13 protein-coding genes are annotated in these 14,018 nt (G+C 73.5%); 10 read left to right on the forward strand and 3 right to left on the reverse strand.

Going from position 1 to position 14,018, the window contains the following annotated elements; genetic code table 11:
- Nucleotides 1-67: 67 nt before the first annotated feature.
- The 4 genes from ACWCRA_RS18880 (at nucleotide 68) to ACWCRA_RS18895 (ending at nucleotide 3,441) form a co-directional block, all read left to right on the forward strand.
- Complete coding sequence (locus ACWCRA_RS18880) at nucleotides 68-790, forward strand: alpha/beta fold hydrolase (RefSeq protein WP_351546159.1); 723 nt, start codon at nucleotides 68-70, stop codon at nucleotides 788-790.
- 131 nt (nucleotides 791-921) lie between these two features.
- Nucleotides 922-1,743, forward strand: coding sequence for a class I SAM-dependent methyltransferase (locus ACWCRA_RS18885; RefSeq protein ID WP_451068093.1), 822 nt, complete (start codon nucleotides 922-924; stop codon nucleotides 1,741-1,743).
- The gene (locus tag ACWCRA_RS18890) at nucleotides 1,740-2,699 is read left to right on the forward strand and encodes a lactate/malate family dehydrogenase (RefSeq protein ID WP_351546154.1); all 960 of its coding nucleotides are present in this window, start codon (nucleotides 1,740-1,742) and stop codon (nucleotides 2,697-2,699) included. Before ACWCRA_RS18885 ends, ACWCRA_RS18890 begins: the two co-directional genes overlap by 4 nt.
- Nucleotides 2,700-2,949: 250 nt before the next feature.
- Nucleotides 2,950-3,441, forward strand: a complete 492-nt coding sequence (locus tag ACWCRA_RS18895; RefSeq protein WP_351546151.1) for a DUF5709 domain-containing protein — start codon at nucleotides 2,950-2,952, stop codon at nucleotides 3,439-3,441.
- Between the two features lie 51 nt (nucleotides 3,442-3,492).
- On the opposite strand, the gene fabG is transcribed toward ACWCRA_RS18895, so the two are convergent.
- The 3 genes from fabG to ACWCRA_RS18910 form a co-directional block, all read right to left on the reverse strand.
- A complete protein-coding gene (gene fabG, locus ACWCRA_RS18900; protein WP_451068094.1) occupies nucleotides 3,493-4,284 on the reverse strand; it encodes a 3-oxoacyl-ACP reductase FabG in 792 nt (263 codons plus the stop codon).
- Between the two features lie 194 nt (nucleotides 4,285-4,478).
- Complete coding sequence (locus ACWCRA_RS18905) at nucleotides 4,479-5,675, reverse strand: hypothetical protein (RefSeq protein WP_351546146.1); 1,197 nt, start codon at nucleotides 5,673-5,675, stop codon at nucleotides 4,479-4,481.
- 121 nt (nucleotides 5,676-5,796) lie between these two features.
- Nucleotides 5,797-6,435 carry a TetR/AcrR family transcriptional regulator gene (locus ACWCRA_RS18910; protein WP_351546144.1) on the reverse strand — a complete coding sequence of 213 codons (639 nt, stop codon included), beginning with the start codon at nucleotides 6,433-6,435 and terminating at the stop codon, nucleotides 5,797-5,799.
- Nucleotides 6,436-6,746: 311 nt separating this feature from the next.
- Here ACWCRA_RS18910 and ACWCRA_RS18915 point away from each other — a divergent pair, with 311 nt between their 5' ends.
- From ACWCRA_RS18915 to ACWCRA_RS18940, 6 genes are all read left to right on the forward strand, one after another.
- Nucleotides 6,747-8,150, forward strand: a complete 1,404-nt coding sequence (locus ACWCRA_RS18915; RefSeq protein ID WP_451068095.1) for an MFS transporter — start codon at nucleotides 6,747-6,749, stop codon at nucleotides 8,148-8,150.
- Entirely contained in the window at nucleotides 8,147-9,367 is a 1,221-nt protein-coding gene (locus tag ACWCRA_RS18920) for an FAD-dependent monooxygenase (RefSeq protein WP_451068096.1), read from the forward strand. The genes ACWCRA_RS18915 and ACWCRA_RS18920 overlap by 4 nt, the downstream gene beginning before the upstream one ends.
- Before the next feature lie 523 nt (nucleotides 9,368-9,890).
- Nucleotides 9,891-10,415 carry a stress protein gene (locus tag ACWCRA_RS18925; RefSeq protein WP_451068097.1) on the forward strand — a complete coding sequence of 175 codons (525 nt, stop codon included), beginning with the start codon at nucleotides 9,891-9,893 and terminating at the stop codon, nucleotides 10,413-10,415.
- Nucleotides 10,416-10,509: 94 nt separating this feature from the next.
- Entirely contained in the window at nucleotides 10,510-11,040 is a 531-nt protein-coding gene (locus ACWCRA_RS18930; RefSeq protein WP_351546132.1) for a hypothetical protein, read from the forward strand.
- Nucleotides 11,041-11,219: 179 nt separating this feature from the next.
- A complete protein-coding gene (locus ACWCRA_RS18935) occupies nucleotides 11,220-12,476 on the forward strand; it encodes a hypothetical protein (protein ID WP_451068098.1) in 1,257 nt (418 codons plus the stop codon).
- Nucleotides 12,477-13,522: 1,046 nt separating this feature from the next.
- Nucleotides 13,523-14,014 carry an FBP domain-containing protein gene (locus tag ACWCRA_RS18940; protein ID WP_451068099.1) on the forward strand — a complete coding sequence of 164 codons (492 nt, stop codon included), beginning with the start codon at nucleotides 13,523-13,525 and terminating at the stop codon, nucleotides 14,012-14,014.
- Nucleotides 14,015-14,018 lie beyond the last annotated feature (4 nt).

Genomic DNA, 14,018 nt, shown 5'->3' on the forward strand with positions numbered 1-14,018 from the left:
CCCGCGTGCCCCGGAGCACCGGGTCGCCGGCCCGCGGGCGAGGAACACCCCAAGGAGCTGACCCATCGTGAGCACCCCTGCGCACATCCGGAACATCGTCCTGGTCCACGGCGGATTCGTCGACGGGTCCGGCTGGAAGGGGGTCCACCGGCTGCTCAGCGCGGACGGCTACCGCGTGAGCGTCGTCCAGAACCCCACGCTCTCCCTCGCCGGCGATGTCGCCGCGACCCACCTCGTCCTCGACGCCCAGGACGGCCCGGCCGTCCTGGTCGGGCACTCCTACGGCGGCGCGGTGATCTCGGAGGCGGGCAACCACGGGAACGTCGCCGCGCTCGTCTACATCGCGGCGTTCGTACCCGACAGGGGCGAGTCCGTGAGCACCCTGATCGCCGATCCCCCGGCCGGTGCGCCGGTCCCGCCGATCCTGCCTCCGGTCGGCGGACACCTCCTCCTCGACCGGGAGAGGTTCGCCGCGTCCTTCGCGGGGGATCTGCCCGCCGACGAGGCCCGGTTCCTGGCCGACTCCCAGGTGCCCTGGGGTGTGGACGCCCTCGGCGGGGCGGTCGCCCGGCCCGCCTGGCAGAAGAGGCCGAGCTTCTATCTGGTCGCCACCGGCGACCGCATGATCCCTCCGCCGGCCCAGCGCGCCATGGCCGAGCGGGCCGGTTCGGCGATGGTGGAGACCGGCGGCAGCCACGCCGTGTACATGTCCAAGCCCGCCGCGGTCGCCGGGCTCATCATCACCGCCGCCTCCGGTTCCTATGTCGCGGGGGCGGGGACCACCGCCTGACCCCCGTACGGCGGCCCGCCGGCCGGCGAGGGGCCGCGCCGGCCGCCGGCGAGGACCGGTCGTCCGCGGCACGCGCCCCACCCCCGCGGCCCCTCCCCCGAGGTATCGACTCAGCGAGAGAGGACTCCTTCATGACGAGCGCACTCCCCCCGGAGGGCACGGTGGCCCACCCCTATGTCTTCGCCGGCTCGGGTTCGGCCGAACGCGACCGTCTGCTGCTGCTGGCGCGCCTGCTCGACCCCCTGCACCAACGGGCCCTGCGAGCGGCCGGGTTGCGCCCGGGACAGCGCTGCCTGGAACTCGGATCGGGCACCGGCACCATCGCCGGGTGGATGGCCGATCAGGTCGGCCCGGACGGGCATGTCCTGGCCACCGACATCAATCTGTCGTTCCTGAGGGACCTGCGGCGCCCCAACCTGTCCGTGCGCGAACTCGACGTCCTCACGGACGAACTGCCCCGCAACGCCTTCGATGTGATCACCTGCCGGGCCCTGCTGCACCATCTGCCGCGCTGGGAGTCGGTGGTGGAGCGCCTGGCGCGCGCCCTGAGGCCGGACGGTGCGCTGGTCCTGATCGAACCCGACGCCAGCGCCGCCGTGTTCGCCGGTCCCGAGCATCAGCGCTTCTGGTCGGCCTGGTGCCGCTGGGGACAGACCGAGGGAATCGACTTCCGGCTCGGCCGCAGGCTGCCCCGGGCCGTGGAGCGCAGCGGACTCGACCTCCGTGACGTGACGATGGAGGTGCCCTTCTACACCGGTGACTCCGCCTGGGGCCGGCTCTACCGCTCCACCGTCGAGGCGGCCCGGCCCTCGCGGACCTCGTGGTCCGGCCCCGGCCTCCTCGCCGACTTCGAGCGCCTCAGCGGGCGGACCACCCACCCGACGTGCTCCTTCGGCTGGGTGGCCGTCCGCGCCCGGGCCGGGCGCGAGGCGACGTCGGTGCGATCGCGGTGAAACCCGCCAAGGTCACGATCGTCGGTGCGGCGGGCGGGGTGGGGGCGTCCCTCGCCCATCTGCTCCTCACGGCCCGCGACCCCTACGAGATCGCGCTCATCGGCCGCAGCCCGGAGTCCATCGGCTGTCTGCTGATGGACGCCGAGTCGCTCGCGCCGCTGGGCCGCGCACCACGGGTCGGACACGGAACCACGGGGGATTTCCACGACTCGGACATCGTCGTCATCGCCGCGTCGGTCCCGCTGACCGCCTGGGCGCCGCGCGCGGAGTCGACGGCCGGCAACGCGGAGATCGTGCATCCCTACTTCCGCGAGATCGCCAAGATCTCCTCTGAGTGGCGTGGCCACGTCATTGTCGTGACGAACCCGATCGATGTGTTCAGCCAGTGGCTGCGGCGCCATGCGCAGATCGACCGCACCAGGATTCTCGGCTACTCCTGGAACGACAGCCTGCGCCTGCGGGTGGCCACGGCCCGGGTGCTCGGCGCGACGGCGGCGTCCACCACGGCCTGGGTCGTCGGCGAGCACGGGGACGCGTTCGTTCCGCTCTTCGGCCGCATCCGGGTGAACGGCCGGCGCGTACACCTCTCCGCCCCGCAGCGGCAGTCCGTCCTCACCAGCCTGCGCGGCTTCTACGCCGAGTGGAGCCGGCTCGACGTGCCCCGCACCACGGCGTGGACCACGGCCGAGGGAGTGGCCCGGATGATCCGGGACCTCACGCGCGGGCCGTCCCGGGAGGCTCACCGGGTCTCCGGAGGGCCGGTGGGGTGGACGGCCTCCATGGCCCTGGAGGGCGAGTACGGTCTGCGCGACGTCAGTGTGGGGGTTCCCGTCGCCATGGACGCGGAGGGAGCGCTGAGCGCGGTCGAGTGGGAGCTGGAGGAGACGGAGGCCGCCGCCCTCCGGCAGGCGGCGGCACTGGTCCGGGAGCGGGTGGCGGGCCTGGGCGGGCTGTGAGCGGTGCCGCCGCCGGCCGGGCCGCGCGGATGCGGCCCGGTGGGTCGTGTGCTGTGGTCGTCCTAGGGTTTCTTTCGGATCGGGCCGGATCGGTGAGCGGGGTCCGGTGCCGTGGATCGCGAGGCGGAGGAGGGAGCCCACGCGGAGCGTCGGCGACCGGCGACAACGCGGCGAGGCGCGGTGCCGGGGCTCGCGAGCCCGGCACGATCCGAAAGAGACGACCCAGGGGCCGGGGCGAAGGAGGAGAGTCATGGCCGACGACCAGGAGCCCGAAGGGGCCAGGGGCGACGATGTCTATCAGCCCGAGTCCCCGGACGACAACGAGGTCCCCGACGACGAGGGAGTCCTCGACCCGGAGGACACCCTCATCGACCGGGGCGCCGACCCCTACGACGAGGGCTGGTCCCCGCCGGAACGGCCGCTGGGCGTCGAGCACTGGGGCACCACCGCCCGGGAGCAGCGCGAGGGCGAGTCACTGGATCGACGGCTCGCGGAGGAGCAGCCGGAGGAGTGGGACGGCCCGCAGGACGGGGACGGCATCGGTGACACCTCCGACACGGACGGGGAACGCCGCGACGACGAGGTGGGCGACCGCCGCGCCGGGCGGCTGGTGGCCCCCGACGAAGGAGCCCACGAGGACGAGGAGAAGGATCTCGTGGCACGCGACGAGGGCATCTCCGGAGCGGCCGCGTCCGCCGAGGAGGCCGCCGTCCATGTGGTGCCGGACGACCCGGGCGACTGACTCCGGCGGGCCGGGTCGTCAGGGTCGTCCGGGTCGTTAGGGTCGTTAGGGTCATGGCCGGGGCGGGGCCAGGGCGTCCAGGGACTCCGGCAGCGTCTGGCCGCCGTCCACGGTGAGGGTCTGGCCGGTGATGAAGGCGGCCTCGTCGGAGGCGAGGAAGAGGACCGCGTGCGCGATGTCCGAGGTCTCGCCCAACCGGCCCAGCGGAATCGAGGCGGTCATGCCGCGGAGGTACTCCTCGCCCAGCTCGACGAGGCCCTCGGTGCGCACATTGCCCGGCAGGACGGCGTTGACGGTGATGCCGTGCGGCGCCAGTTCGAGGGCGGCGCCGCGCAGGAACCCCACCTGGCCCGCCTTGCTCGCCCCGTAGTGGGACCAGCCCGCGTAGCCGGTGGCGGGGCCGGTGATCGACGAGGTGAGGACGATCCGGCCCCGGCCGGCGCGCTCCATCGCCGGGAGACAGGCGCGGACGGCCAGGATGCCGCCCCGGAGGTTGACGTCCAGGACCTCGTCCACATCGTCGGCGGTCATGTCGCGCAGTGGTTTCTCCGGGAAGATCCCGGCGTTGGCGCAGAGCACATCGATGCCCCCGTGCAGACGCGCGGCCTCGGCGGCCATCCCCTCGATGGCCTCCGGGTCCCGCAGGTCCACGCCCATCCCCGCGACCCGTCCACCGGTGGCGCGGGACAGCTCACCGGCGACCGTCCGGGCGTTCGCACCGTCGCGGCCGGTGAGCAGCACGGCCGCCCCCTGCCGTGCGAACAGCTCGGCGATACCGTGCCCGATGCCGCGCGTCCCCCCGGTCACGATGACGGACCGGTCCTCCCAGCGTGTGAACGTCATGCGCCATGCTCCTCGTCCTCGTCCGCCGTGTGTACGGGCCCCTCAACCGTGCTCCCTCCCCCGCGCGGGCGGGAACGACACCACCGTCCCGACGGCAATCCGGTGCGGCCGGGGTCCGCGCCGGGGCGGACCTCCGGCGCCGGTCCCCGGGGCGGGCGATCGGGTCGTACGGGGAGCGGACTGGCCGCGCCCGGTCAGTCAGCTCCCCCGATGTCCCAGGCGCCACGGGCCCGTATCTGGTAGTAGCCCGGCCCCGGCCACTCGAAGGCGGCGGCGGTGTCCCCCTTGCCCCGGACGATCACCTCTCCCTCCCGCAGCCCGGCGTCGAGCGCCTGGAGGAGAACGGAGCCGCGTCCCCGGTGGCGCAGAATCGCGATCCGCCCCGCCGGGCCGGTGTAGCGCAGCAGGGCGTAGCCGCGCCCCTCGGCGGACACGTCGACATCGGCCACGGCGTCGAGCCCCTCGGAGCGGGCCCACCAGTCGGTGCGCTCGTGGTCGGGGAAGGTGACGGAGAACCGGATCACGCTCCTGTCGCCGGCCCGGACCAGCGGCAGCAGGGCGGTGGCCGGTTCGGAGCCGTCCCCCACGGTGTAGGTGCGGAGCGCGTCGGACGAGCGCGGCGGCTTGAAGACCACGGTGACCCGGACCGGGCGCTCGGTGCGGAAGAGGAGCACGGCGGGCTCGCCGACGACCGGGAGGACGACGCCGGGCGTTCCCGCGCGGCCCCGGCCGCCGCTGGTCTCGCGGCCGTGCGGCCGGTCCTCCCGGTCCGGTGCCACCGGCCCGGGCCGCCCGCTGCCGGACATCCGCAGGCGCGGACGCCGGCGCACGGCGTCCCACGGCGACGCCGGTACGGCTCCCCGCTCGCGCGTCCCCGGCGCGGCGGGCGGCGGGGTCGGCGGTGCGCCCATCGGGGCCAGGCCGTCCGCCAGCCGTGCGGCGTCGGCGGCGCAGACGGCTGTGGGCCGGGCGGCCCCGCCCTCCGGCGTCCAGAGCACCCGGGTCGTGGAGACGCCGTGCCGGGGGTCGAAGAAGCAGAGCGGCAGCCGCTCGGGGGGTTCCCGTCCGGCGAGGCGCGCGTCGAGGCAGGCGAGCGCGTGCCGCCCGGTGTCCAGGGCGCGCAGCGCGCCGAGTACGGCGTCCCGGCCGTGCTCGCCGGCCCCGGCGAACTCCCGCTTGGCCTCGTCGTACGCGTCGAGCGCCCGCCGCAGGTCGTCCCGCATCCCGTCCGTGGCGCCGGGCTGCCCCGGCGCGAACGTGTGCTCGTCCAGCTCGATCCCGAACGCCGTGATCGCGGCTTCGGTCCCGGCGTGCTCCGCGCGCCCGGGACTCCCGGAGCGCGTGATCCGTTCCCGTCGCCCGAAGAGCCGGCCGACTGTCCCCTCCCACATGGGTCCATCCTGCACCACGACCCTCCGCCGCGCCCCGCTCCACCCCGGCGGGACGGCCCGGACAGACCGTCAGCCGGCGCTCCGGCTGCCCCTCTTCCGTACCGTCCCGGGGCTGTGGGCCTCAGCCCCGTCCGGGCCGGTGTGCCCGGAGGAAGGTCCGCACCCCCGCCACGACCAGGGGCCGTACGCGGGTGTCCGCCGCGGCGTTCGCGGAGCCGAGCCGGTTGAGCGCGACGCCGAAGGTCAGCGCGATGAACTGGTCGGCCGCGAGCCGGGGATCGGGGATGTCGAGCAGCCCGGCCGCCGCGAAGGCGGCGAACCGCTCGGCGAGCGCCTCGTCGGGGGTGTCGGCCATGGAGTTGTAGCCCCGGTGGGGCAGATGGCCGGATTCCGCCCGGACCAGCCGTTGCAGCGCCGCGTACTCCGCCGAGCCGAGCATGTCGGTCGCGATCCGCATCGAGAACGCGACGAGGGCGTCTTCGAGGCCGGCGTCCTCGACGGGGTCGGCGAGGGTGTCGTCGAGAGTGCGCCGGATCGTGGTGATCAGTGACTGGCCGGCCGCGTCGACGACCGCCTTCAGCAGGGTCTGCTTGTCGCCGAAGTAGTCGTACACCGTCCGCTTGGACACCTCCGCCCGGGCGGCGACCGCGTCGACGCTGGAGCGGTCGAAGCCGTCGGAGAGGAACAGTTCCCGGGCCGCCGCGAGGATGGCGGCCCGCTTCGGCGTGGACCCCTCGCGCAGTGTCTTCGTGGTCGGCATGGGGTCATCCTAACCGAATTACACTGCACGGTGTAGTGTAATTCCGGTGGATGCGCACCCCATGGCTCCGCCCGCTCCACCGGGCGGAGCTGTGCGCGCCACCCCGGTCACGGCTGACCGGGTCCGCCCCGCCGGGCGGCCCGCGGCCGTGCCCGCCGAGGACCACGCACAGCCGTACGCACACCCGCACCGCGCGCTCCACACAGACCCGTACACCGCACCGCGTCCATCGCACCGCGCGGACCGCGCGGACCGCGCGGCACGGCCACCGCGCCGGCGCCGGGCGCGCGATGCCGACGGAAAGGACGTCCATGACCACCACCGCCCTCCCACCCCCACCGGTCCACATCGGCAGGCCGGCCGTCCGGGCCCTCGGCCTGCTGGCGGTCGCCACCGGCGCCCTGGAATCGGTGGTGACGCCGACGCTCCCGCTGCTCCAGCGCGAGCTGGACATGAGCCCCGCCGAAGGGGCGTTACTCAGCATCACGCTCCTCGTCACCGGCGCGCTCGTCACCCCGGTCGCGGGCAGGTTCGGCGACCGCTACGGCGGGAAACGGGTACTGATCCGGCTGATGGCGGTGGTCTGCGCCGGCGGTCTGGTGTCCTCGCTCGCGCCGAACCTGCCGGTGCTGCTGCTCGGCCAGGTCCTCCAGGGGGCGATGGTGGGCGCGCTCCCCCTGTCGTTCATCCTGGTGCGCCGGCACCTCCCCGCGCGCGAGGCGAAGGTGGCCATCGGGGTGGTCAGCGGGCTGTTCGTCGGGGGCGCGATGGCGGGAACGCTGTCGGCCGGGCCGGTGGCGGAGGAGCTGTCCCGGCACTGGATGTTCGCGCTGCCGACGATCGCGGTCGCCGGGGGCACCCTGCTGGTGAACAGGCTGATGCCACGGGACCCGCAGGACCGGCCGGACGATACGGGGTTCGACTGGCCCGGCCTGGTCCTGCTGAGCGGGACCCTGGTCACGCTGATGCTCGGACTCGCGCTGGCGGCCGGCATCGTCGCCCGGCCCCTGGTGCTCGGCGCCTTCCTGGTGGTTCTGGCCGCCTTCGCGACCGGATGGGTGGCCGTCGAGCGCCGCGCCGCCTCACCGATGGTGGATCTGCGGCTGCTGGCGCGGCCGGCGGTGTGGAGGTCGTGCCTGCTGACGTTCGTGCTGTGCGCCGGCACCGGGGTGGCCGTCCATCTCGTCCCGCAGCTCCTCGCGGTGTCCGGGGACGGGTACGGATTCGGGGCGGACGCCACCCGGATCGGCCTCGTCCTGCTGCCCGGCGCCGTGGCCGCTTCGCTCGCCGGGCCACTGAGCGGGATCGGGGCGCGGCGCCTCGGCTCGCGCGCCGTGGTGACCGCCGGGATCGTCGTCATGGTCACCGCGCTGACCGGTCTGGCGGCCGTGCACAGCGAACTCTGGCACCTCGCCGTCGGCAAGGCGCTGATCTCGCTGGCCAACGGCCTGTGCGTGACGGCGATGGTGGCCGGGACCGCCCTGTCCGTGGACCGGGGCGACACCGGCATCGCCACCAGTCTGGTCCTGGTGACGCGTGTGGTGGGTTACGCCGTGGGGGTGCAGCTCAGCGGCGCGATCCTCACCGCCGGGACCCCTCCCGGGTCGGAGGTGCCGGCCGAATCGGCCTTCACCGCCGGCCTCGTCACCGCCGCCGCCGTCACGGCGCTCTCCCTTCCGGTCGCCCGTGCCATGAGCCGAGGAGTCAGGGAATGAACCGCGCCGATCCGCCGGGGAACCGCCGCACCGCGCCGGGGCGCGAGGTCCTGATCTCCGGGGCGGGTATCGCGGGGCCCGCCCTCGCGTTCTGGCTGAACCGCCGCGGCTTCGCGGTCACGGTGGTCGAGAAGGCGGGCGCGCCGCGCCACGGCGGCTACCCCGTCGATGTGCGCGGCACCGCGCTGGAGGTCGTCCGGAGGATGGGCATCCTGCCGCGGCTGCGGGACGCGCACATCGACCTGCGCCGGATGACCTTCCTGGACCGGGACGGCGGCGAGGTGGCCTCGGTCGATCCGCACGCCCTCACCGGCGGTGTCGCGGGACACGACCTGGAGGTGCGGCGCGGGGATCTGACCGCAGCGCTCCACGCGGCGGTCCGCGACGATGTGGAGTTCCTGTTCGACGACTCCCTCGAAACCGTCGAGCACTCCGGCGACGGGGTCGATGTCACCTTCCGAGGGGGCGGTACGCGTACCTTCGGAATGGTGGTCGGCGCGGACGGAGCGCACTCGCGCACCCGCGCGTCCGTCTTCGGCCCGAAGGAGCGGTTCCACCGGTATCTCGGCTACCGCTTCGCCGGATTCACCCTGCCCAACACCTTCGGGCTCTCCCACGAGACGCTGATGTGGAACACCCCGGGCAGGGCGGCGGCGCTCTACGCCGTGGGGGGCGGCGACCCGGTGCACGCCCTCCTGGTCTTCGCCCACCCGGAGCCGCCGTCCGAGGCGCTCCGGAGCACGGCGGCCCAGCGGGAGCTGGTCGCCGGCGTCTTCGCCGGCGCGGGGTGGGAGGTCCCGGGGATGCTCGCCGCCCTGCGGGAGGCGGATGACCTGTTCTTCGACGGGGTCACCCAGATCCGTATGCCCCGCTGGTCCAGCGGCAGGGTCGCGCTGGTGGGCGACGCGGCGTACGCGCCCTCGTTCCTCACCGGCCAGGGCTCCAGCCTCGCGCTCGTCGGCGCGTACATGCTCGCCGCCTCCCTGGCCGGCCGGAACCACGACGCGGGCTTCGCCGCCTACGAGCGCGAGACCCGTGCGTTCGTGACCGCCCATCAGGACCGGGTGGGCGTGGGCGACTCCGTGCTCTTCCCGGCCACCGCCCGGGCTCTGGAGCGGCGCGACGACCTGCTGCGCCGTCTCTCCGCCGGGCCCTCCGCGCAGGAGCGGCCGGTCCATCCGTCCCTCACCCTGCCCGCACACGTCCCCCCGGGATGAGCAGGGCGCCCGCGAGCGGCGGCGTGCGCGCGTGGGCAGGGGCCGGGACCACCGCCCGATTGGCCTGATTCCACCGTTTGTCATCGCTTCGGCGGGCAACAGGCAGGGCCAGTCGGTACCCCGTCCGGCGGAGCGACGGCCCGCCGGACGGGGTCACAGCGCGGCAGCCGGCGCCACAGCGCCACGGCCGGGGTCGCAGCGCGGCAGCCGGGGTCGCAGCGCGGCAGCCGGGGCACGGGCGCCCGCCGCGATATCCCCGGAGCGCGTCGAAAGGACCGCAATCCATACGGGGCCGCATTTCCCGGCGGACGACACCGGCGATTCGCTCCCGGCGCGATCGGAGAAATCCAGGGGCCCGCATCAGTGCGCGTGATGGGTGCCATCAGCACGATCTATTGGCCTCGTCGCCGGTGGACGGGAAAACTTATGGCCAGCCGCTGAGAGAACGGGCGGACGGGGGCTCGGCGTTGACGCCGCACCAGGCCGGCTCACGAGCCCCGGCATCACGAAAGGGAGAAATGCCATGGCCATCAACCGCAAGCGCATCGCTCTGATGATCGCCAGTTCGGTCACCGCGGCGGGCGTCCTGCTGCCCGCCACCGCCTCCTACGCCGCCACGGCGCCCGCTCCGCAGCCCAAGCCGGTCGCGGCCCAGAAAGTGACGCCGGGCGAGGTGGGCGTGCGTGCCCCGCAGGTCGAGGTCATCAAGTCGATCGTCGACTCCACCGCGAAGATCATTACCATCGTCCGCAATGCCATCGAGAAGAACCAGAACCGTCCGGGATATGTGAAGTCCCTGATGGAGGGCCTCTTCTACGAGAACGGCCAGCACTACAACGTCATGGTCATCAACAACTCCAATGGATTCAGCTTTAATCTGCACGGTCTGGTCTATGACGCCAGGGTCAGCGGAATTCACGGCACCTACCGGGTGTTCGTCTTCGAATCCGGTGAATTCACGAACCACGGCGACGGCGGCTGGATCAACTGGGGCTTCCGTGGCTGGTTCACGCAGAACGGCAACCATGTGAACTTCCGCCGTCCCTGATGACCCCCGGTCCCGCGCACACCGATCCCCGGCGAACGCACATCCCTCACCCTCCGGCCCCGGCCCGGGCCCCGGCAGAACAGGAATCTCCCTCATGCGCCGCGATACCGCCCTCGCCTCGACCTTCCTGGCCGTCCTCGCGCTGACGGGGGCCGCCGCGCTCCCGGCGCAGGCGGCGGAGCGTCCCGCCGCCCCGGCCACGGCCACGACCGCACTCACCCCCTCAGCGACCACGGCGGCCCAGCCCCCCTCCACCCGGGCCGTGGCCGTGACGGTCTCCGTCTCCATGGACCATCTGGGCCGGGGCCAGGCGATCGCCGACGCCCTGCGCAACATCCAGACCAACAACCGCCAGACCTTCGTGCAGGAGGCGGTCAGCAAGGCGTTCCACAACGCCGGTGGCCGGCACAACGTCGTGCTGCACAACCTGAGCCAGAACTACACCGACCGCTTCCAGGGCACCGCCGTCTACGCCAATGTGCGCTGGGGCCATGTCTACTTCGGACTGTGGATCTTCGAGTCCGGGGAGTTCACGAACCACGGTGACGCGGGCTGGATCAACTGGGGCTTCCACGGCTGGTTCGAGCGCAATGGCAACCACCTGAGGTTCCACCGCTCCTGGTAGTGGCCCCGGGGGGACCCGGTCCCCGGCGGGCCTCCGCCGCCACCGGAACGCGGCTCCCCGTCCGCCCGACCGGCTCCCCGCCCCGGCCCCCCGCCGGGGCGGGGAGCCGGACCGCTGGGCGCCGGGCGGGACCCGGCTACTCTCGACGCCGACAGTCCACTTCGGGAGCGGGCGGGGCGATGGACCACGAGATTCAGCTGATCAGTGACGGTGATGGCCTGGCGGTCATCGGGAGTGCGGCGGATGTCGACCGCTTCCTCGTCTCGGAGGGGCTGCCGTCGAAGGACCTCGGACCGCGACGGTTCACGTCCGGCGTCGGTGCGGGGGCGGCCATCGCGGAGGCGGGTTCGGAGATGGCCGCCGAATCCGCCCGGTGGGTGAAGCTGACTCCGGATTCGGCCCGGCTCGTCAAGAAGTACGGGCTGCGGGAGAGTGCCGGGACGGGGCTCGGCACGGGGGTGGTGAAGGGGCCCAAGGGCCAGGTCAGGGGATTCGTCGAGTTCGTGAGGGGGAGCCGCGCGCTTCCGGCCGATCCGGCGATGCTCGCCGGCGCCGCGAGGATCATGGCGCAGGTCGCGATGCAGCAGGCCATGGACGAGATCACCGACTATCTCGCCACGATCGACGAGAAGGTCGACGATGTGCTGCGCGCCCAGAAGGACTCCGTGGTGGCCCGCGTGGTCGGAGTGGGCTTCGTCATCGAGGAGGCCATGACCATCCGGGAGAAGAGGGGTGGCAGGGTCGACGAGGTCACCTGGTCGAAGGTGCAGGCCGCGCCGGCGGCGGTCGCGGAGACCCAGGCGTACGCCCTGCGCCGGCTCGACGCGACGGCGGAGAAGCTGGAGCGGAAGACCAGGATCGGTGATCTCGCCGCGGCGGCCGGGGACGCCGAGTCCGCGGTCCGGGAGTGGCTCGCCGTTCTGGCCCGCTGCTTCCAGCTCCAGGACGCGATCGCCGTGCTCGAACTCGACCGGGTACGGGACGCGTCACCGGAGGAGCTGAACGGGCATCGCCTCGGGCTGAGGGCGGCCCGGCAGGACCGGCTGGATCACATCGCGCGGATCACCGGGCATCTGGTGGCCAGGATGGACGCGGCGGCCGGCACGGCCAACGCGAAGGTGCTGCTGCACCCGGCCAAGTCCCCGGCCGTGGTGCGGTCGAGCAACCATGTGGCGGCCGGCGTCCAGGAGTTCCGCGGACGGCTGGGGATCGAGTCCGGTCACCGGTCCCCGGAGGCGAGACGGTGGGTGGAGGCGGCCACGGAGGCCAGGGACAGGGCGCTGGAGACCGGGGCGAAGGGGGTCGGCGCCGCCAGGAACCTCGGCAGCGAGACGCTGGACCGGGCGGGCTCGGTGAAGGACAGGCTCGCCGGCGGGATCGCCGAGCGAGCCCGCCGGCGGCGCGGGAACGCACAGGGACGCGGCGGGGAAGCCTGAGAGGCCCACGGGCGGAGGTCGCCCCCGAGGGAGACACCGGGCGCGGAAGGTCCACCGGGGCGGGAGAGGCACCGGGAGCCGGAGGTCCACCGGGGGCGGCAGGAGGACCGGCCGGGTGGCGGGCCGGTCCTCGGGGGTGGCGGTCCACGGCCGGGCGCGGCCGTGTCACCGGCCCTGGGCGCGGCGAGGCCGGGCGGATCGATGCGACCGGAGGTCTTCCCCGATGCCTCTGTCGCACTCGGCATGGACACGCCGGTACGGACGACCGCCCGCACACCCCCGTCCGGAGCCGTGCACGGGCTCGCGGGCTCGCGCCGGAACACCTCGATGATCCGGTCGGCGGCCCCGGGAGCAGTCGACCGGGCGAGGCTCGGCGGCGTCCGCTCCCCCGGCGCCCCGGGGTCGTGGCGCACCGAGCGCCCCATCCCATTCCGGCCACTTCCCGCCGGGGTGTTCGGGAACCGTTTCGCGTCACCGCCAGACCGGCCGGCGGCTCCGCGCCACCGTGCCGAGCGGCTCCCGCGCGCCATCGGCGGACGGGGGCGACCACTCTGCCCACCCGGGCCCGGCGCCGCCGAGCCCCACCGGGGTCAGATGTCCCCGCTCGCCGCAGAAGGGAGAAGGGGCCGGTAAATCGGTTGCCACCGCTCCGGGAGGGGTGGTTAATCTGGCGGAGTTCCGTCGATCTGCTCTGGGCCCGCCGCGCCCTGGAAGAGGGATTTTTATGTTTCGGCCCGCGCCGAGCGCGCCTCGCCACACCGCGTAGCCGTCCGTCTTCCTGACGCCGTCCCTGCCGGACGGCGGACCGGACGTGAACCTCCGGTGCCCTGAACCAGCCCACACCTCTCAGCCCGCGCGCCTGTCGCGCCGAGCGGATGGGCCTCTCTGTCGAGCCGCTCGGCCTGCTCTTGCTGTCATGACGGATTCCTCAGCAAGGAGCACCGGGTGTCCAGTACCGCAAGGACCCTCCCACCCCTTCCGCCCACCTCCCCCACCGGCATGTCCATCCGCGCGCGGGCAACTCGCCGGGAGCTGCCATGCGCCCGATGACCAGGGAGGAGATACGCGGCTCGATCGTGAACCCGGACGGGACCGGCAGCAAGGTCCGGCTGCCCGCCTGGTTCGACGACGTCCGGTGGGACCGGATCGACTATCTCGGATGGCGGGACATGCGCTCCCCCCAACGCGCCTACCTCGTCACCGAGGCCGACGACCAGGCGCGGGGAGTGCTGCTGCGGCAGGCCCCGAACAACGCGGCGCACAGCTCGCGCGCGATGATGTGCGACCTGTGCCGGTTCACCCGCCGGTTCAACGAGGTCTCCCTCTTCACCGCTCGACGCCCGTCCCGGGACAAGCGCAAACGCCTCAACACGGTGGGCCTTCTCCTCTGCACCGATCTCGACTGCGCGGTGAAGCTGCACAGCAAACCGATCCGCGGGCCTTTCGACCCCCCGGTGGAGGAAATGATCGAGCGACGCCGTGTGGGTATGCGTTCCCGCACGATCAGCTTCATCCATTCGGTGCCCGAAAGGGAATGAACCA

It is taken from the genome of Streptomyces sp. NPDC001889, assembly GCF_053594535.1.